Annotated in this window: 14 protein-coding genes and 1 other RNA gene; 7 read left to right on the plus strand and 8 right to left on the minus strand. The window is 40.0% G+C overall.

What is annotated here, in order from left to right; all coding sequences use genetic code 11:
* The first annotated feature begins 95 nt into the window (after positions 1-95).
* The gene (locus B5D82_RS11525; protein ID WP_081151679.1) at positions 96-503 is read left to right on the plus strand and encodes a hypothetical protein; all 408 of its coding nucleotides are present in this window, start codon (positions 96-98) and stop codon (positions 501-503) included.
* Positions 504-979: 476 nt separating this feature from the next.
* Here the strand turns inward: B5D82_RS11525 and dolP are convergent, their stop codons facing one another.
* From dolP to B5D82_RS11545, 4 genes are read right to left on the minus strand one after another with little or no spacing between them, the layout of a single operon-like run.
* Complete coding sequence (gene dolP / locus B5D82_RS11530) at positions 980-1,567, minus strand: division/outer membrane stress-associated lipid-binding lipoprotein (protein ID WP_081151681.1); 588 nt, start codon at positions 1,565-1,567, stop codon at positions 980-982.
* 1 nt (position 1,568) lies between these two features.
* Positions 1,569-2,159 carry a phosphoheptose isomerase gene (locus B5D82_RS11535; protein ID WP_081151682.1) on the minus strand — a complete coding sequence of 197 codons (591 nt, stop codon included), beginning with the start codon at positions 2,157-2,159 and terminating at the stop codon, positions 1,569-1,571.
* Between the two features lie 42 nt (positions 2,160-2,201).
* The gene (locus B5D82_RS11540; RefSeq protein ID WP_081151684.1) at positions 2,202-2,576 is read right to left on the minus strand and encodes a YraN family protein; all 375 of its coding nucleotides are present in this window, start codon (positions 2,574-2,576) and stop codon (positions 2,202-2,204) included.
* Positions 2,563-4,428, minus strand: coding sequence for a penicillin-binding protein activator (locus B5D82_RS11545; protein ID WP_157673885.1), 1,866 nt, complete (start codon positions 4,426-4,428; stop codon positions 2,563-2,565). Before B5D82_RS11545 ends, B5D82_RS11540 begins: the two co-directional genes overlap by 14 nt.
* A 77-nt stretch (positions 4,429-4,505) precedes the next feature.
* Between B5D82_RS11545 and rsmI the strand changes: the two genes are divergently transcribed.
* Positions 4,506-5,357, plus strand: a complete 852-nt coding sequence (gene rsmI / locus B5D82_RS11550) for a 16S rRNA (cytidine(1402)-2'-O)-methyltransferase (RefSeq protein WP_081151687.1) — start codon at positions 4,506-4,508, stop codon at positions 5,355-5,357.
* Between the two features lie 24 nt (positions 5,358-5,381).
* Here rsmI and B5D82_RS11555 read toward each other — a convergent pair whose 3' ends face one another.
* Positions 5,382-6,035, minus strand: a complete 654-nt coding sequence (locus tag B5D82_RS11555) for a glutathione S-transferase family protein (RefSeq protein WP_081151689.1) — start codon at positions 6,033-6,035, stop codon at positions 5,382-5,384.
* A gap of 99 nt (positions 6,036-6,134) precedes the next feature.
* On the opposite strand from B5D82_RS11555, the gene rnpB reads away from it, so the two are divergent.
* The 4 genes from rnpB to B5D82_RS11575 all read left to right on the plus strand — a co-directional run bounded on the left by rnpB (position 6,135) and on the right by B5D82_RS11575 (position 13,144).
* Positions 6,135-6,563, plus strand: an RNA gene (rnpB, locus tag B5D82_RS11560) — RNase P RNA component class A.
* A 492-nt stretch (positions 6,564-7,055) separates the two neighbouring features.
* Positions 7,056-8,204: an ATP-grasp domain-containing protein gene (locus B5D82_RS11565; protein WP_081151690.1), complete on the plus strand. Its 1,149-nt coding sequence runs from the start codon at positions 7,056-7,058 to the stop codon at positions 8,202-8,204.
* A gap of 496 nt (positions 8,205-8,700) precedes the next feature.
* A complete protein-coding gene (locus B5D82_RS11570; protein ID WP_081151692.1) occupies positions 8,701-12,126 on the plus strand; it encodes a S8 family serine peptidase in 3,426 nt (1,141 codons plus the stop codon).
* Between the two features lie 388 nt (positions 12,127-12,514).
* Positions 12,515-13,144 (plus strand): DUF5610 domain-containing protein, encoded by a 630-nt coding sequence (locus tag B5D82_RS11575; RefSeq protein ID WP_081151693.1) that lies wholly within the window; start codon positions 12,515-12,517, stop codon positions 13,142-13,144.
* A 137-nt stretch (positions 13,145-13,281) separates the two neighbouring features.
* On the opposite strand, the gene B5D82_RS11580 is transcribed toward B5D82_RS11575, so the two are convergent.
* Both B5D82_RS11580 and B5D82_RS11585 read right to left on the minus strand, forming a co-directional pair.
* Positions 13,282-13,650: a helix-turn-helix domain-containing protein gene (locus tag B5D82_RS11580; RefSeq protein WP_081151695.1), complete on the minus strand. Its 369-nt coding sequence runs from the start codon at positions 13,648-13,650 to the stop codon at positions 13,282-13,284.
* Between the two features lie 221 nt (positions 13,651-13,871).
* A complete protein-coding gene (locus tag B5D82_RS11585; protein WP_081151696.1) occupies positions 13,872-14,336 on the minus strand; it encodes a GNAT family N-acetyltransferase in 465 nt (154 codons plus the stop codon).
* A gap of 179 nt (positions 14,337-14,515) precedes the next feature.
* Between B5D82_RS11585 and B5D82_RS11590 the strand changes: the two genes are divergently transcribed.
* Positions 14,516-14,767, plus strand: a complete 252-nt coding sequence (locus tag B5D82_RS11590) for a TIGR03643 family protein (protein ID WP_081151698.1) — start codon at positions 14,516-14,518, stop codon at positions 14,765-14,767.
* A 124-nt stretch (positions 14,768-14,891) separates the two neighbouring features.
* Here the strand turns inward: B5D82_RS11590 and putA are convergent, their stop codons facing one another.
* Entirely contained in the window at positions 14,892-18,728 is a 3,837-nt protein-coding gene (gene putA, locus B5D82_RS11595; RefSeq protein ID WP_081151700.1) for a bifunctional proline dehydrogenase/L-glutamate gamma-semialdehyde dehydrogenase PutA, read from the minus strand.
* Between the last annotated feature and the right edge of the window lie 88 nt (positions 18,729-18,816).

Consider the following 18,816-nt stretch of genomic DNA (forward strand, 5'->3'; position numbering starts at 1 on the left):
CACTATGGTTAATAGGTAGCGAATAAATATGACTGTTGAATAAAGGGTGGGGGTAAATAACATAGCTACATAACAAGTCGATAAAGAGGAGCATAATGAAACATAGATTAAGCTTTGGTTACTTTACATTACTGGCTGAAAATATTGTCGAAGTCACTATTGATGAAGGCATTGAATTGTCACTTGAAATGATAGAAGAGTGTGATGTGTTTTTTAAAGCACATATTTTTGGTAATTTTGGCATGCTTATCAATAGAATCAATGAATATACTTATAGTTATGAAGCGAAATTAACCGTAGGCTCTTATGAGGGGTTGAAAGCCATTGCTTTTGTTTATTACTCAGATAAAAGCAAAGTTGTTATAGAAGAGTTAAAGTTAACTCGCGCATATGATAAGTGGAATAGTTGCAGTTTTTCAGGCTTAGAACTCGAGTGGCAGCAAGCATTTCAATGGTTAAAGCATGAGTTAATAGGTAAAGCGCAATCCGAAAGCCAAGTATAGCTACATTATTTAAGGAAGAATATTTTTCGTACATTGTTAATAAACAATGAAAAATACAAAGAAAAAAGCAAACCTATTGGTTTGCTTTTTTATGTTCAGGATGAACGGTATGTCACGTTCACATGGATGTGAGAGAGTGACGATGTTCAGGATGAACGGTCAGTTTTTTGTTCCTGACAAAAACTAAGTACCTACATCCATATAGGCAATGTCACGTTCACATGGATGTGAGAGAGTGACGATGTTCAGGATGAATGGTCAGTTTTTTGTTCCTGACAAAAACTAAGTACCTACATCCATATAGGCAATGTCACGTTCATATGGATGTGAGAGAGTGACGATGTTCAGGATGAACGGTCAGTTTTTTGTTCCTGACAAAAACTAAGTACCTACATCCATATAGGCAATGTCACGTTCATATGGATGTGAGGGAGTGACAATGTTTAGTGAGAGTAACAACCATTCGGCTTGATAATTTAGTCAATTTTATTTTCTGTAACATATTCGAATATTTTAAATACTCGGTTAACACCACTGACATTGCGAGCAATATCTACCGCAACGTTCGCTTGTGCTTTAGTGACTAAGCCCATTAGAAACACTTCAGCATTTTCTGTGACCACTTTAATATTGGTAGCATCTAATTTTTCAGTGCCAAATAAAGCGGTTTTTACTTTTGATGTTAGCCAAACGTCATTCGTTTTTGTGGTAAAAGATGTCGTGTTACTTATACGGATTTGGTTATGCAGTTGTTTAACACCATTAATCTCATTTATCGCTTTTATAGCTTGATCACGCAAATAGCTATTAGGCGCTTGACCAATAACCAATACACTGCCATTAACACTGATCACTTGTAAGTTGGTGTTATCACTTAAAGCCTCGCTTTTTCTGATCTTGGCCTTTGCATCAATTTCAATTTTTTGATCGTCAATTTGATTACCCAAAGAGCGATTGTCGGTTGCGACACTTGCACCACCGACAACGCCAACAACAGCGGCCGCAACACACCCTTGTAGTAATACAGCAAGTGTAATTGTGCTGACAATTGATTTTATTGACATACTAAGCCTCAGTTTGTGGAAACAATGTAGTATCTATAATGTCACATAGACAATGTATAACCACTAAGTGAACTTCTTGAATTCTCGCAGTACGGCTTGAAGGCACACGAATTTCAACATCGTTTTCACCAAGTAGGCCTGCAATATCTCCACCGTCGCCACCCGTTAAGGCAATAATAGGCATGTCACGAGATACAGCGGTTTCAATGGCTTTAATAACGTTACGTGAGTTACCACTGGTTGAAATAGCGAGTAATACATCGCCATTATTACCGAGCGCACGTACTTGTTTAGAAAAAATCTCATCAAAATGATAGTCATTACCAATAGAGGTAATCGTTGAACTGTCGGTCGTTAAAGCAATTGCTGGCAACGGCGGACGTTCTGTTTCATAACGGTTTAATAGCTCGGCGGAAAAGTGCTGAGCATCACCAGCTGAGCCTCCATTGCCACAGGCTAATATTTTATTACCGGCTAATAGACTTTGTACCATCGTCATTCCGGCTTGTTCAATTGGCCCTGCCAATAATTCGCTGGCGGCAATTTTGGTTTGTATGCTTTCAGTAAAATTACTTTTTATCCGTTCTAACATGGTGGACTTAGCTCCGTTGTTTCAGTTCTTAAAAGGCATTGATTAAAAGGCGTTCTTAAGCCAAGTAATTTCTGGGTTATTAATGTCGCCCTGCATCGCGATAACATCGAATCGGCAAGGGGTATTATATTCATTTAATCCGGCTTGTTGCAGATAAAATGCCGCACATTGCTTAATTTTTTGCTGTTTTTTAATTGAAACAGCTGCGATAGCACCGCCAAAGTGTGAATTTTTGCGATATTTTACTTCCACAAACACCCAAGTGTCGTTCTCAGTCATGACTAAGTCAATTTCACCACGGCGATTTTGAAAGTTGCATGTCTGTAATAATAAACCATGTTGAGTTAAATAGTGAGCAGCTAATTGCTCGCTATTTTTACCTGTGGTCACTGTGTTAGTTTTGTTAGTCCATAACAAATTCTTGTACCTTGCTGCGGCTGTATTTGCCCCAAATTAAGCTTCGGGTCAAAATGTTATCCTTGCCCAATTGCAATATGCCAGTTTGACCATAATGTCGGACATAAGTTTTATTTTGCATAGCAAAAATTTTATCAACTAAAGCCAAACTGTCAAAACCCATGGCAAAAATGCTTTGTAAACTATCGCTGCGATTAGGCCAAAGTTTTTTAGCTTGTGCTGCTAAGGCTTTATTTTGTTGCTTACTGCGTAATTGCCAAGGCATTTCGGTGAAAGTTAAGCCAGATAAATCACGATTATCACTTTTATCTATTTTAGAACTGTGGCTACGCGAGCTAGCAAATACCGGAATTATATCGGCAAATGGGCTGATATTAACGTCAATATAGGGTTTTAAAAGTTTGGTTTCTAGCGGCAAGCCCACCACGTAAATCATATCAATGTCTCGACGGTTGCGTAATTCACTTTTAATTGAATATTTAATATGACGATTTAATTCTTTTGTGCGTTGCTGGCTTAGATCAACACCTAGACTGGCTTTAAGTTGATTTTGCATTTTTGCATCACTATTAAAAAATACAGTTTCTGGTGTTTTACCTGTTATATGTTGCCATTGTTGGCTGAATGTCTGCGCAATACGTCGGCTGGCGCTGTCTTGGTGGCTTAATATAATAGGGAATTGATACTGTTGGCGGCTGAGCGTTGTTGCTGCTTGAATCGCTTCATCTTCTGGTCGCATTGACAGGGCAACTTGATGCGGTAATAAAGCAACGGTTGCTGGTAAATTAAGTAAAAGCGTAGGAAGGGTTAACTCAGTTTGAGCCAAGTAGCTGTTTACATTTTCCTTCAGTAGTGGACCTATAACATAGTCGACGTTTAGCTCGGTTAGCTTAGCATTTAGTGTCGTCATGTCTAAAGTCGTTGAATCAATAAAATGTAAGGTTTTACCGCTATCAATATTATAAGCTGCCAGTATACCTTGTTGCGCTACTTTGCCTGCGCGTTCTTGTTTACCTGAAAGCGGAATAATAATGGCAATGTTTTGATATTCATTGGTGATTATGGCTGGGTGTTGTTGACTTAAGTTGGCAACAATATATTGTGCAGGATGTGTGCTGAACTCTCGTTGCCACTGACTTAAGTAGCGTTGAAGTTTAGCGTCGTCATCACCAAACTTATTAGCAAAAGTGATCAGTTTGCTCCAACCTTTAATGTTTGGCGGAGACATTTTAACTACCTGCTGAAGTTGCCATGGTGATAATTGACAAAACTGCTGCCAAATTAGCTCAATATCGCTATCAGTTGCGGCTGAATTACCAGCAAAAGCTCTTAAGTTTGCATCGAGTGCGACAATAGGCAGGTTACGTTGTGTTTGCACGCGGGCTAATGTTTGAAAATAGTCCACAGTCTGAGTGAGTTGTGCTTCTTCTCTAATGCTATCAGCGTTTTCCAGAGCAAGGTAAGCTTCAGAAATTTTTGTTAAGGCTAAATAGCTTTTAGCTTCAATAATGGCGAGGCGATATTGTTGGATTGCTGATGGTGCTAGTACTTCCAGTTGTTTGGCTAACCAAAGTGCTTTATGTGGTTTAGCTTGTGCTAAATATAATTCACTTGCGTTTAATAACGAAGTTACCGCTTCACCTTGTTGGTTTGAAGAAACTTGTGAGGAAGCTTGAGCAACTAATTGCTCAGCGGTTAAGTTTGTATCAAACGCTTGCGTAATTTCAGTTTGTTTATCCGTAGAAGTTGCTGGTTTACTTTGCTTAGTTGTTGAACAACTAGCCAAAATAGCCACTGTTGCAAATGCACAAAGGCCACTTTTATAAGATGAAAACCATTTAGTAAGTGTCAAAGTTAATAAATCCATACTTTTTAATAGTGCTTTATAATAAACTTCATCCTCTTCAGTCTCAACACAAGTATTTTATTATGTCGGATTCTCAAATTCTGCCCAGCACCTTATATATTGTTGCCACACCCATCGGTAACTTAGGTGATCTTAGTCAACGGGCGCGGGATATACTCGAACAGGTTGATGTTATTGCCTGTGAAGATACGCGACATACCCAACGTTTGTTATCGGCATTTGCCATTAAAAACAAAACAATGTCGATGCATGATCATAACGAGCGACAACGCCAAGAGCAAATAGCAGCACTATTAAAGGAAGGTAAAAGCGTTGCTTTAGTGTCAGACGCGGGTACACCATTGATCAGCGATCCTGGTTTTCATTTGGTGCGCCATTGTCGTCAACAAGGACTGAGTGTTTCGCCTATTCCAGGTGCTTGCGCGGCTATAGCTGCGCTTTCAGTTGCGGGTTTGCCCACAGATAGATTCACCTTTGAAGGTTTTTTACCGTCAAAAACAGGCGCAAGACAATCAACTTTAAATGAATTAGCCAATGAAACACGTACTATGGTGTTTTATGATGCGCCACGTCGAGCCATTGACACCGTTGAAGATATTGTTAAAACCCTTGGCGGCGAGCGTTATGTTGTTATGGCAAGAGAACTCACCAAAACCTTTGAAACTATTCATTCCGACACTGCGGCCAATTTATTAACCTTTTTGCAAGGCGATCCAAACCAACTTAAAGGCGAAATGGTTTTGATCATTGAAGGTGCGAAAGTTGATCCAAATGATATTCCAGCCCATGTGGTAGCCACGTTAAAGCTTTTATTATCAGAAATGAAACCGAAAAAAGCCTGTGCTATTGCCGCTGAAATTCATGGGGTAAAGAAAAATGCGTTATATGAATACGCCTTAGCCATGAAAGAATAATATCCATTAGACTGAGTATAACGTTTAAGTTATATCGACTGGCTTTATGGTGTAATTACTGATTTCTTTACCTATATCTTTAATCGCCATAAAGCTTGCTCTATTTTTAAGCCTTTGCAAATAAGCGAATGTTTGTGGTTGATATTGTTTAGCTAATCCTAATAACTCTCCTAAATAAAGTGCATAGCCCACGCTAATGTCAGCAATGGTGAATTTATTGTCGACTAAATAGTTATGGTTTTCTAAATGGCTATTTAATCGCTTTAAACGGGCTAAATACCAAATAGCGTAGTCTTTAACAACTTGTGGTTGTTGGCGTTCAGCGCTTTCAAATTGGCTGTATCGTAAGACTAATGTTTGTGGGAAGGTAAGGGTTGCATCACTACTAAATAGCCAATTTAAGTAATTACCATACTCTGGGTGTGAAGTCGGTATGCTCAAGTCAGTTTGTCTGTATCGTTCTGCTAGGTAGAGCAACATAGCACTTGATTCTGTTAGTGTGGTATCGCCGTCTTTAAGGAAAGGTACTGTACCCAAGGGATTAATTTCTAAATATGCCTTGTCTAAAAAGCGCGGTGGAAATGATAAAGTATGTAAATTGTACTGCAATTGTATTTCTTCTAAAGCCCATAAAACACGTAATGAACGTGTATTGTAGCAATGCCAAAGTTCGATCATAAATAAGCCTCATTTTACTATTGAGATTACTATAACAGTGGAAAACAGCTAACAACATTTAATTTAGACCTTAGGGGAAATTTGGGGTAGAATGCGCGCCGAGTTGACGAGACAATCGCTGCTTTATCGTTGTGCGACTTATTTATAAGTTGTAGACAGATAGAGGGGAGGAAAGTCCGGGCTCCAATGAGCAGGGTGCCAGGTAACGCCTGGGGGGCGCGAGCCCACGACAAGTGCAGCAGAGAGAAGACCGCCGATGGTTTCCTTCGGGATTCACAGGTAAGGCTGAAAGGGTGCGGTAAGAGCGCACCGGATTGCTGGTAACAGTAATTGCAGGGTAAACTCCACCCGGAGCAAGACCAAATAGGGTTTCATGACTAAGTTAGCGCAAGTTAGCATAGTATAAGCGTGGCTCGCGTGGAAACCGGGTAGGTTGCTTGAGCCTTAGAGCGATTTAAGGCCTAGACGAATGATTGTCACTTTTCTTCGGAAGAGATACAAAACCCGGCTTATGCGTCATCTCAACTATTTTACAATAAGCCTCGATAGCAATATCGAGGCTTTTTTGTCGGCGGCATCCCAGTTGTTCTCCTTCCTTTCTCTTTATTTCCTCCCTGTAATACCAAGTTGATTAATTAACGGCTCATTTTTAATGGTTAAAATTAATAATGACGGCGCTATAAAATTTATAAGTAGTATAATTACTGACTAAATTTTATGCCTTGTCATTATCCATTTTCCCTCATGAAAAAGTCGATCGCTTAATTAATCAAATTGGTATAAAAATAAAATAATTCACCAGCAGAAAAAATCTAACATATAAACATGGACTAAAAATTTTTAGTTGCCGTTTTATTTTAGCTGGCACAATATCTTGAGTTCGCTTAAGAATTAACTTTACAAAATTGTTCCTCGTCCTATTTTGAACTAAACAATGGCCATGCGTTTATATATAAATTCAACTAGATTGACTAGACTTAATGGATAGCTGTCTACGCTTGTAATTTTCGGGGATGTTTAATGGCTAATGTATTAATTATTGGTAAAAGAGGTCGATGTTATCGCGCTGCATTAAGAATGAAGCATAACGTTTTTCTTTGGAGTGATGGTGCTCTGCACGAAAGTCGAAAAGAAAAGTTGGCTGGCTGGATTGAAACACCCTTTAAAAGTTGCGAAAAACGGCTTTTAACTGCTGATATAGAGGCTATTCGAGAGTTCAATATCGAGTTCGTCATGGCTGCTACGGAGTCAAGTGTTAATATTGCGGCTATGATCCGAGAGGAATTCAAACTTACCGGCACTCCGCTAAATATTACTAACATTTTGCATAATAAAAACGAAATGAAGTTGGAAGCCTTAAAGTACGATATACCCATTACAAAATTTCATCTCATTACTGATAAAGATACGCCTGAAGCGTTAGTCGAAAAATTAGGACTGCCGCTTGTGGTTAAGCCTGTAGCTGAATCGGGTGCCAGAGGCGTTAAGGTGTTGAATAGCCTTGATGAGATCAAGGCACACGCCAAGCCCGGCTTATTGGCCGAAGCCTTTGTCGAAGGCTCTGAAGTGAGTGTGGAAACGTTTATTCATAATGGCCTGCCTATCTTTCATAATATCACCGAATACCTGCATCAGTGGAAGAAATCAATCGTACCAGGCGCTTTTGAACAAGATTTAGAACAAGTAATTATTCAAATAAACGATCGTGTTATTGCTGGGTTTGGCGTTATAAATGGGATGACCCATGCTGAATTTTATTTGACCAAAAGCGGTCCGGTTTTCGGTGAAATGGCAGTGAGACCGCCAGGTGGTTACTATATGGAGCTTATTGAGTATGCCTATGGCTTCAATCCATGGAAAACTTATGTCGAACTTGAAACAGGAACGACACCAAAGCCTTTACCCATTAAAGCGAAGAAATTTGCATGTGTGTTTATGATCCATCCAGGGGCTGGTATTGTTGATCATATATCAGGCCTAGAAACGCTCAAGGAACTTAAAGAAGTTGAGCAATTTAAGTGTAAAGTCGAAGCAGGATCTGAGGTTGGTGAACGGGACAGTACTAGTAGTGAAGTGGGTCATGTGCTTATGTCAGCAGATTCAAGAAAGGCTTTGCTTGAAAAATTGAAGATTGTTGAAGATAGCCTAGTGATCAAGTTGCAGCAGTAGAGATATACTCACGCTATTTTAATGTGACATTTAGCGTTAAGTTTAGAAATTGAACAATACAATATGGTAGCGATTAATGGCTGTCGCTTCGCAATAATTAATGCGTCGTATTGTTTATTCCATCAAATATAAAATTATCAAAATGACACCTTCAGATCATACCTGATTAATTAAACGCCTTAAACTTCACGAAAAAGGGCTTCGGTTATACCCTATGTTTGTTGAATGGCTAGAAATGACCTATTCTTTCTAATGTTTATAAATAATATCTAATGTCTTTTTAGATTTCCTACGCCAGTCCTATTGGTTAAACACAATCAATTACTTGCAAATATCTCAAATTTTATTGAGTTGTTTGAGTGCACTGAACGTTTGTATTTCTTCCTTAATAATCACATTCGATTGATATTTAAAGATAATATTTTTTACCGTGATGTATTAGTGCTTCTGTTGTGCACTTCTCGGAAATTATTTCAAATAATTGGAGATAAAAACAATGATAGACAATAAAATTCCTTCTTATTATTCGCACAATTTTAAACGGCTATGTAGCTTTTTTATCGCTATGTTTGTCGCAATTTCGGCTAATGCTGAAAATGTCAAAGTAACAACCCATGACTTCAACGCTAAGAGCATTGTTTCTGCTAATGAAAGTTATAAAAAAGTTATAGCAGACAATGGTAAAGCGATATATATCGTTAGAATGAATTCACCTTCCGTCGCCAGTTATAAAGGCGGAATTGAAGCATTCAGCGCTACTAACCCTGCAACGCTAGGTGTTAAATCACTCAACGCCAATTCAAAAGCCAGCAAGCAATATTCGAAATTCTTAAAATCCAAACAAACAGATTTAGTTGAACATTGCGAGCGCGCTTTTGGCCGTAAAATCAATGTGAAATATAAATATCAACATGCCTTTAATGGTGTTGCGATGGAATTAGACCAACAAGAAGCTAAAGCGTTAGCAACGTTGCCGAATGTCATCAGTGTCACCCAAGAGCGTATTGAATACCCTTTAACTGATGCAGGCCCTGCTTGGATAGGTGCTGATAAAATCTGGCAAGGTAGGCATAGTGATAAACATCATGGTAAGCATGGGAAAAACCATAAAATGGGTTCAATGGGGGAAGGAGCCGTTGTAGCCATTTTAGATACCGGTATTAACCATGACCATCCTTCATTTGCTGACGTGGGCGGTGACGGTTACGATCATGAGAATCCATTAGGTTCTGGTAATTATATCCCCGGTAGCTATTGTGATACCAACCCAGGGTTCTGTAATGACAAACTTATTGGTGCTTGGGATATGGTGCAAACATCTGCTGATCCTAATTCTCCTGAAGATAGTGACGGTCATGGTAGTCATACTGCCAGTACCACTGCAGGTAACTTTGTAAATTCTGCGGTTATGTTTGCGCCAACAGCTGATTTAAGTCGTGATATTTCAGGCGTTGCTCCTCATGCCAATATTATAATATATGATGTATGTGTTGACGGTTGTCCAGGTTCAGCACTATTAGCTGCTATTGATCAGGTGGTCATAGATTCAGCTAATCTTCCTAACGGTATTCAATCATTGAACTATTCAATTTCAGGCGGTGAAAATCCTTATAGTGACGCTGTAGAATTAGGCTTTTTAAATGCTACGGCTGCCGGTATTTATGTCGCGGTTTCTGCGGGTAATAGTGGCCCAGGTGCAGCAACGGTTGCTCATAACTCGCCATGGGTTAGTACTACCGGCGCAATGACTCATAATCGAAAAATAGAAAATGCAGTCGTGGATATGTCCAGTGACGATGATGCTTTAGCTAATATTGTTGGCAAGGGCTTTACCAGTGGTTATGGTCCTGCTGCTATGGTTTATGCGGGCAATTTCCCAACAGCTAATGGTTCACTAAACGATACAACTCCAGAGCAATGTTTAGATCCATTTCCTGCAGGACATTTCAATGGCGAAATAGTGGTTTGTGATCGTGGTGAGATTGCTCGAACAGCAAAAGGTGCTAATGTGCTAGCAGGTGGGGCTGGCGGTTTTGTGCTTGTAAATGCCGCGGCTAACGGCGAGGCTGTTGTAGGCGATGCTCACTTTTTACCCGGGGTACATTTGGGCTTCACTAATGGTGAAGTTCTGAAGAATTGGTTAGCATCCAATGCAAATACTATGGGTTCTATTCAAGGTTATTCACTCAATCTCGATGATGCAAATGGCGATATCACCGCTGGTTTCAGTTCACGTGGTCCCAATACTACACTTGATATATTAAAGCCTGATATTACTGCACCCGGTGTAGATATTATGGCGGCAGTGAATACTGACGGCGTCACACCTTCTCCAGAATATGCTTTTCTCTCTGGCACTTCTATGTCAAGTCCGCATAATGCAGGTAGTGGTGCTTTAGTCAGCATGTTGACTGACTGGACGCCATACGAGATAAAGTCGGCTTTAATGATGACTTCTAAGTCTAACCATCTCTTAAAAGATGACGCGATGACGCCAGCAGACCCGTTTGATGTGGGTGCCGGTAGAGTACAATTAAACAAAGTATTACGATCAGGCCTAGTGCTAAGTGAGACTCCCGAAAACTTTCTGGCCGCTGACCCTAGTGCGGGTGGAGATCCTCGCACTTTAAACATTGCCAGTATGCAAGAAAGTAATTGTGTGAGAACTTGTAGCTGGACGCGTGTTGTCACGCATACCGGTGACCGACAAGGTCATTGGAAGCTAAGTGGTAACAGTGACACTATGCAAGTAAATGTTTCGCCTAAAAATATTTCGCTACGCCCAGGTGAAAGTGCCAATATTACGATCACTGCTGACACCACATTAGCGCCCACTGGCTGGAACTTTGGAGAGTTAAAATTAGAAGCATCAGGTCATCATTTTGTTAACTTACATATGCCTATTGCCGTTAATACTAATAGAAGTTCAACGGCTAACTTGTCAAAAACTGTCGATATGGCATCAGCTAAAGAAGGTGATGTACTTAACTATGAAATTAAAGTAACTAATGGTCAAATGATTGATGTTATTGATATTACAGATATGTTGCCTAATGGCATGAGTTTAGTTGATGGTTCAGTGAGCAGCGCAATTACCAATGGCTCAGAAGCATCTCCTGTTAGTGTAAATGATAATCAAATTGATTGGAGTGTATACCTTGATGTTGGCGGCCTTGAGCTTCAACAATCGCCGGCCCCTTTTGGTTACTTCTCGCTAGGAGCATTTGGTATTGCACCTTTTGGTTGCCCAGCTAATTGTGATGATGGTGCATTCATTTTGGATATCCCACCATTTGACTACAATGGTCAAACTTATTCCAGTGTTATTTGGTCGGTTAATGGCACCATTGAAGTAGGCACAGCTAGTGGTCTAGCTACTACCTTTGCAAATCAGGACCTTCCTAATGCTACTCCTCCAAATAATATATTAGCGCCGTTCTGGGCTGATTTAAATCTTGGTGCAGGCGGGAATTGGTACGTAGCTGTGCTTAATGCAGGACCACAACAGTTCACTATTTATGAATGGGAAAATGTACCGTTTTTTGGTGAAACTACGACTTCTACTTTCCAAGTTTGGGTAGAAACGGGGACGTCAAATATTTGGTTTGTTTATGCTGACCTGCCATTCATACCAGCAAACTTAACTGTTGGCATAGAAAATGACGATGGTACCGTCGGTTCATCATATTTTAATAATGGCAACGGCACATCACCAGTACCTGGTGTAGACCTGAAAGTAGTAAGAACTGAGGGTGGTACCGCTACATTGAATTTCCAAGGCGAAATAGATCGTTGTCATAAAAAACATGATAATGTCAAAGTCAATGAAGTACAAATGAATGCTGGTGGCACTGTAGAAATGGCCTATGCCGCTACAACCTGTGAGACGAAAGGTAAAGGTAAGCGTGGTCAAAAACATTAGGAATTTATGCTTATAAACGAGTAACAGCATTTAAGCTTAATACCGCTCAGTGAAATGATATTTTATGATCCATTGTTCGGTCTTCTTATTAATATAAAGGCTGCTGATTTTATTCAGTAGCTTTTTTTTTAAAGTCTACTAGTTCATTCACTTGCTAAAATAAAACAGCTTTTCTTCACAATTCCCGTTATTAATATCATTATTTTACTCGTACGATACTGATAGAAAATGTGCACAAATAAATAATAGACTTACTAGAAGTTTATTATGCTGCTCAGAACTTAAGTTCAGCACCCTTTGTTGTCCAAAATATATACAGTTTGATACTTAAGTTATACTCAATGTTGCCGATACTTTTATATATGCTTTGATAAACAGAGGTAATTTTATGAGCGCTCCAATTAAAAACGATGCTACCTATAGCCAAGATGTTCGATCTTTAGCAAAAGCACTGGACAAAACAGATAACAAACCCATGGGGCAGCAAGTTTCAGACCTTGCGCATGATAAAAAAATTGACCAAGCGCAAGACTCTATTTTTCTCAGCAACAAAAAACAGCTTAATGCGGCAATTATAGAATCATCACTGAAATTCAATACGACCATTGGTGACCAGCCGCTGTCACTGGTATTAAAAACCGCCTTGCAGGGAATAAACGAAGCGCTTAAAACCTCTGGGGTTGATGATAGTGTTGAAGACGCTTACGAGTCGGGAGTTGATTTTAGTCCAGAAGCAACAGCGGAGCGAATTGTCTCTTTTAGTACTCAGTTTTTAGCTTCTTATCGAGAACAAAATCCTGAAATGAGTGAAGAAGAATCGTTGACAGCTTTTGTGGATATTATCAGTGGTGGCATCGATCAAGGTTTTGCTGAAGCGAAAGATATTCTTGGAGGGTTAAAAGTATTAGAGGGTGATGTTAGTGAAAATATTGATAAAACCTATGCATTAGTGCAATCGGGGTTACAGGCATTTGTCGACGCTTTAAGTGCTAAAAAAGCGGAGCAACTCGAACCATAAATGTTATAAATATGAGAATAGTGAAAGGGTAATAGTAGAATATAACGACTGAGTGAAATTTCGTATTTAAGTGAAGACTAGCGTTATCCACTATAGTCACTTTTAGGGCTAATAGACTGTTCAGTCAGTGACATTAGCTATGTTTTAAATTTACTCAACAGGCGCTTTGCATAATCAATAGCCTCTCGCTCAATGCGCCAAAGCGGATCAGGTTGACCTTTCTTAGGCTTTCTAAATATTGCTTGAGCAAATTTAATTGCCTCTCGCTCAGTTGCGTTAATTTCGGGAAGCTTAGGCGGTACAGTCGTTTTTTGTTCGATCATGTCCTGATCCTGCTTTAAATCGTCGATTGAGCTTTCAAACACAGCGGCAAGACATTTTAGTGATTCCGTCCCTGCTTTCTGGCCGGCCTCAATCCTCTGGATAGTACGAGTACTTAAACCTGAGTGGCGGGCAAGCTCTTCCTGTGACCATCCGTTTTCCAAGCGACGTTGTTTAATATTCATCGTTTTATCCTACTGTTTTATCCCTTTATGACAGGTTTATCAGCAAAAGCATACGACATTGTCACGACATGACACGACAATGTCGGTATTTTATGGGAGATAGCGACAGTAAACTCTAGTATCACATGAATAGCGAACGTAGATTTTTTTTATAATAAATTTCATCTGTGAGCATTAAGTTAGACTGTAATAAACTTTCTAATATTTATATCGAACGAAGCTTAAGAGCTTGGACCTGCCTTTTCCATCGACATCGCCAGCTTTTCAATTCCATGTGATGGGAGCCATCTTTTGAACTCAATAAAGCCATGTTTTTTGTATAAATTTATTGCGGGTATATTTACTACTGCTGTTTCTACAGTTGCCTTTGAACAATTGATTATTGCTATAACGTAGTTTATTAATTTGCTGGCGATACCTTTCCTAAAATAACTTGGATCTACGGTTAGGCTATGAATATCTAAAAGATTATTATCAATAGTAATTTCTATGATGCCAGCGAGACATTCATTTTCACTAAAGCCATAAAATTGTGTACTTGAGTTTTTTATCTCATTAGCACTGCGTGATAGTGGAGGAAAATCAATCGACCCTATAAGCTTAGCTTCAACTTTATAAGAATGTTGAAAAATAGTAAAAATCTGCTGTGCTACAGCTTCATTTAAATTATCCAGTTTTGTTATCATATTGAGCCTAATATCAACGTTTGAAATGTATTTAACGAGTATTTTAATCCACTTGCTTGTGATGAAGCACCTTAACAATATTCGTCAGTAATTGTGAGAAAATTGGTCTTTTTTTGTTGAGTAGCCGTATGACCACTTTAATTAGATATTAATTAGATATTAATTTTAAGGTGGTTTTTATGCCATTGTCTCCAGATGATCAATCAAGAATTATAGAAATGGCTTGGGAAGACCGAACGCCATTTGAAGCTATAGCGCATCAGTTCACTATGCAAGAAAATGACGTTATTAAATTTATGCGCCAGCATTTAAAACCAAAAAGTTTTAAGTTATGGCGGGCAAGAGTCAGTGGACGACTAACCAAGCATATAAAGCTTCGAAGTGATGAGGTAGTGAGAGGTTACTGTCCTACGCAATACAAAAATCGTTAATGTCGTGGTTAGCTTTCTGAACAATTATAAAATATTATTTTAGTTAAAGATTTAATTCGAGCTAAAAAAAACGGGCACCTAATGATGCCCGTTTTTTATCTAACACTTAATAATAAATAAAAGGTTAATCTTCTTCAACTAAGGTCATTAATGACGTGTTACCACCTGAAGCGGTTGTATCAATGCTGACGGTTTTTTCTGTTAACAAACGTTGGATCAAGTTATCAAAATATTCTGAACTGATCACCGGTAATATTGCCCCTTGACGTTCCGCTAATTTTTCACTGATATAATGTTTACGATCACAGTTACTATCGACTACCACACCTGATAATGCAGAATGAGACAACATAGTCGATAAATGACGTAAGCGAGCGACTTGGAATACCCCTGCATCGGCACCAGTTGAAAGGAACTTATCTCTAAACGCGATCGCTTCATCATAGTACAAGTCTGATACCACACTTATCACGGTATTACCTGTCGCTAAAGCCGTTACAATAGAAAGTACCCAGAAGTGAAAGCTCACATTTTTATCCGCAAAACAGATAATGTTGCCGCGGTTTTCTAAATAAAGAATATTAGACTCGCCCGTTGGACCAGGTAAGAATTTTGGCTTCTTCATGCGTTTTTCAATATCAATTAATTGTGAACGCGCTGATTTTAACGTGCGATTTAAATCGTCGGCTAAATCATCAACAATATCAACATGGGCTATTTTTGCTAATAATTGACGCACACAAGAAATACGGGTGTTTAACTCTGTTAAACGCCAGGTTTTTTCAGCTGCATTGGCTTTATCCATAAACAATATGGATTCTGCATCAGATTTTGCATCACCGTCTAGCGCTTCGACTTGTGAAGGCAGTAAGTTAAATTGCTCGGCATCAGGTGTGGCTTTTTCTATCACTAAACGGGTTAAGTAATTGGGTCCACCGGCTTTGGGTCCGGTACCTGAAAGGCCACGACCACCAAAAGGTTGCACGCCGACAATGGCGCCAATCATATTACGGTTGATATAAACATTACCTGCGCGTGACAGTTTGGCTAATTCAAAAGCGCGGTGTTCAATGCGGGTATGAATACCCATAGTTAAACCAAAGCCTGTGCCATTAATTCTATCGATAACCGCTTCTATTTCACTGCCTTTAAAGCGCACTACATGCACACAAGGACCAAAGACTTCTTTCTTTAATACACTAATATCGTCAATTTCATATAGACGCGGTGCAAAAAAGAAGTGTTCGTTCGCAGCAACATTATTCGTTATCTCATCGCCAATTGCACATTGGTAAAGTAACTTACCATTATTTTCCATATAGTCACTGTGCGCATTGAGTGCATCAAGTGCTTTTTGGTCAATCACCGGGCCAATGTCAGTGCTTAAATATTCTGGGTTACCAACATGTAATTCTGCTAGCGCGCCTTTAAGCATAGTGATCACATCATCAGCGATATCTTCTTGTAGAAATAACACTCGAAGCGCAGAGCAGCGTTGACCTGCTGATTGAAAGCCTGAAGAGATCACATCATCAACCACTTGCTCAGGCAAGGCGGTGGAATCCACTATCATACAGTTTTGGCCACCGGTTTCAGCAATAAAGGGGACTTGGTCACCACCTCGGTCCGCTAAGGTTTGTGAAATAATGGTGCCGGTTTCAGTCGAGCCCGTAAACATCACGGTTTGAATGCGCGCATCAGGAATAATGACCTTGCCGACTTCGCTGCCGCGAGCAATTACCGCTTGTACCACACCTTCAGGTAGGCCAACTGACATCATTAATTCAATAGTACGCAGGGCAATTAAACTGGTTTGCTCAGCTGGTTTTGCTAATACCGTATTACCGGTGGCAATCGCCGCGGCAACTTGGCCTAAAAATATCGCTAATGGGAAGTTCCATGGGCTGATACAAAGTACAACACCACGTGCCTCTAGGCGTTCATCTGCGGCAACATCAACTGCTTGTTGTGCATAATAGCGGCAAAAATCAACAGCTTCACGTACTTCGTCAATGCCATCTTGGGCAATTTTACCGGCTTCTTTAATACATAAAGCGATAAGCTCGTCCGTATGACGCTCTAGAATATCCGCCACACGACACAATAACGCAGCGCGCTCAGCTACCGGCGTTTGTGACCATGAAGTAAAGGCGGTTTGCGCCGTCTCTATCATCGCGAGCATGTCATCTTTGCTATGGTGATGATGAAAGCCAATGATTTCTTTATGATTTGCGGGGTTCATCACAGCAACAGCACCAGATGGTAAGTCGTTACGCTTGAGTTCATTTGCTTCAAACCAGCTGTCTAATGACGATTTTAACGGGGTAATGACATTAATGTCCGTTAAGTCTAAGCCTTTTGAGTTATCGCGGCCCAGTCCTTTTGCATCATGATATAAAGCAATGGGTTTGATGATTTGGTTATTGTATTTATCTTTTAAGCGCTGCGTTTTTTCAACCGGGTCTTCCAGTAAAGATTCAACCGGCTGCGACTCGTCAACAATGGCGTTTACAAAAGAAGAGTTCGCGCCATTTTCTAACAAACGACGAACTAAATACGCCAGTAAGTCTTCATGATGACCAACAGGGGCATAGATGCGACATTGAATGCTTTCCAGTGACACAATTTGGTCGTACAACGAATCGCCCATACCGTGTAAGCATTGGAATTCGAAACCTTCTTTGTCATCACCCGCCAATTCAACAATGGTGGCAGCGGTGTAAGCATTATGGGTGGCAAATTGTGGGTAAATAGAATCTCTATATTCTAATAACTTATTCGCACAAGCGTGATATGAAACGTCAGTAGAAGACTTACGGGTGAACACAGGAAAATGCTTAAGGCCATCTTTTTGAGCATTTTTGATTTCGGTATCCCAATAAGCGCCTTTTACTAAGCGCACCATCATTTTTCGGTTAACGCGTAGGGTTAATTCACGTAACCAATCGACCACGAAAATGGCGCGTTTTTGATAGGCTTGCAAGGCAATACCAAAACCATCCCAACCGGCTAAATCGTCATCACTAAATACTGCTTCAATAATATCAAGTGAAATATCTAAACGCTCAGACTCTTCCGCATCAACAGTTAAGCCTATGTTGTAGCTTTTGGCTTGTAGGCAAAGCGCTTTAAGTTTTGGCACAATTTCAGCCATCACGCGTGCTTGGTGAGTAAACTCATAACGCGGGTGAATAGCGGAAAGCTTTACCGAAATACCCGGCACGCGGCGTGGGTCGTTTTTACCTGAAGCTTGAGCAACCTTACCAATGGTTTCTATCGCATCTTGATACGCTTTTAAATAACGCTCAGCGTCGTCCATAGTGCGAGCACCTTCACCAAGCATGTCGTAAGAATAAACATAACCTTTTTGCTCTTTATCCGCTGCACGCTCCGTGGCTGCGACAATGGTTTCGCCCATGACAAACTGCTTGCCCATAATTTTCATGGCATAGTTCATGGATTTACGAATAACCGGCTCGCCTAAACGACCGATAGTTTTTTTCAATAAACCAAAGCTGTCTTGTTTGCGTTTATCGGCATAATTCACCATCGCGCCGGTAATTAACAAGCCCCACGATGAAGCATTAACAAATAGTGATTCACTGCTGCCTAAATGCGTGCTCCACTGGCCTTGTGAAATTTTGTCACGAATGAGGGCGTCTTGGGTATGTTTGTCGGGGACACGAAGTAAAGCTTCGGCCAAACACATCAAGACCACACCTTCTTCACTTGAGAGTGAATATTCGTTTAACAAGGCATCTATCGCACCGTTACCTGACTGGTCATTGCGAATTTTTAACACCATTTTACGCGCTCTTTCCCAAGCACGGCTTCGGGCGCTGACGTTCACTTCAGCAAGGGGTAAAATATGATCTACCGCTGTATTCTCATCAATACGGTAAAATTCACGAATTTTTTGACGAGTTGGGCAATCTGAGATAAACGAACCATTAAAAAGCATATGCTTTTCCTCAAAATGACTAACGAATAGCTTGGTAAACGTTAGCGATAGTTACAATAGAAATAATTCGTGCATTCTAATGAAAACT

Source organism: Cognaticolwellia beringensis (assembly GCF_002076895.1).
Taxonomy (GTDB): Bacteria; Pseudomonadota; Gammaproteobacteria; order Enterobacterales; family Alteromonadaceae; genus Cognaticolwellia; species Cognaticolwellia beringensis.

What these genes read in the sequence shown, in the direction of transcription:
- B5D82_RS11525 (WP_081151679.1), top strand. Translation starts at nt 96, where the DNA reads ATGAAACATAGATTAAGCTTTGGTTACTTTACATTACTGGCTGAAAAT.
- dolP (WP_081151681.1), bottom strand. Translation starts at nt 1,567, where the DNA reads ATGTCAATAAAATCAATTGTCAGCACAATTACACTTGCTGTATTACTA.
- B5D82_RS11535 (WP_081151682.1), bottom strand. Translation starts at nt 2,159, where the DNA reads ATGTTAGAACGGATAAAAAGTAATTTTACTGAAAGCATACAAACCAAA.
- rsmI (WP_081151687.1), top strand. Translation starts at nt 4,506, where the DNA reads ATGTCGGATTCTCAAATTCTGCCCAGCACCTTATATATTGTTGCCACA.
- B5D82_RS11555 (WP_081151689.1), bottom strand. Translation starts at nt 6,035, where the DNA reads ATGATCGAACTTTGGCATTGCTACAATACACGTTCATTACGTGTTTTA.
- B5D82_RS11565 (WP_081151690.1), top strand. Translation starts at nt 7,056, where the DNA reads ATGGCTAATGTATTAATTATTGGTAAAAGAGGTCGATGTTATCGCGCT.
- B5D82_RS11570 (WP_081151692.1), top strand. Translation starts at nt 8,701, where the DNA reads ATGATAGACAATAAAATTCCTTCTTATTATTCGCACAATTTTAAACGG.
- B5D82_RS11575 (WP_081151693.1), top strand. Translation starts at nt 12,515, where the DNA reads ATGAGCGCTCCAATTAAAAACGATGCTACCTATAGCCAAGATGTTCGA.
- B5D82_RS11580 (WP_081151695.1), bottom strand. Translation starts at nt 13,650, where the DNA reads ATGAATATTAAACAACGTCGCTTGGAAAACGGATGGTCACAGGAAGAG.
- B5D82_RS11585 (WP_081151696.1), bottom strand. Translation starts at nt 14,336, where the DNA reads ATGATAACAAAACTGGATAATTTAAATGAAGCTGTAGCACAGCAGATT.
- B5D82_RS11590 (WP_081151698.1), top strand. Translation starts at nt 14,516, where the DNA reads ATGCCATTGTCTCCAGATGATCAATCAAGAATTATAGAAATGGCTTGG.
- putA (WP_081151700.1), bottom strand. Translation starts at nt 18,728, where the DNA reads ATGCTTTTTAATGGTTCGTTTATCTCAGATTGCCCAACTCGTCAAAAA.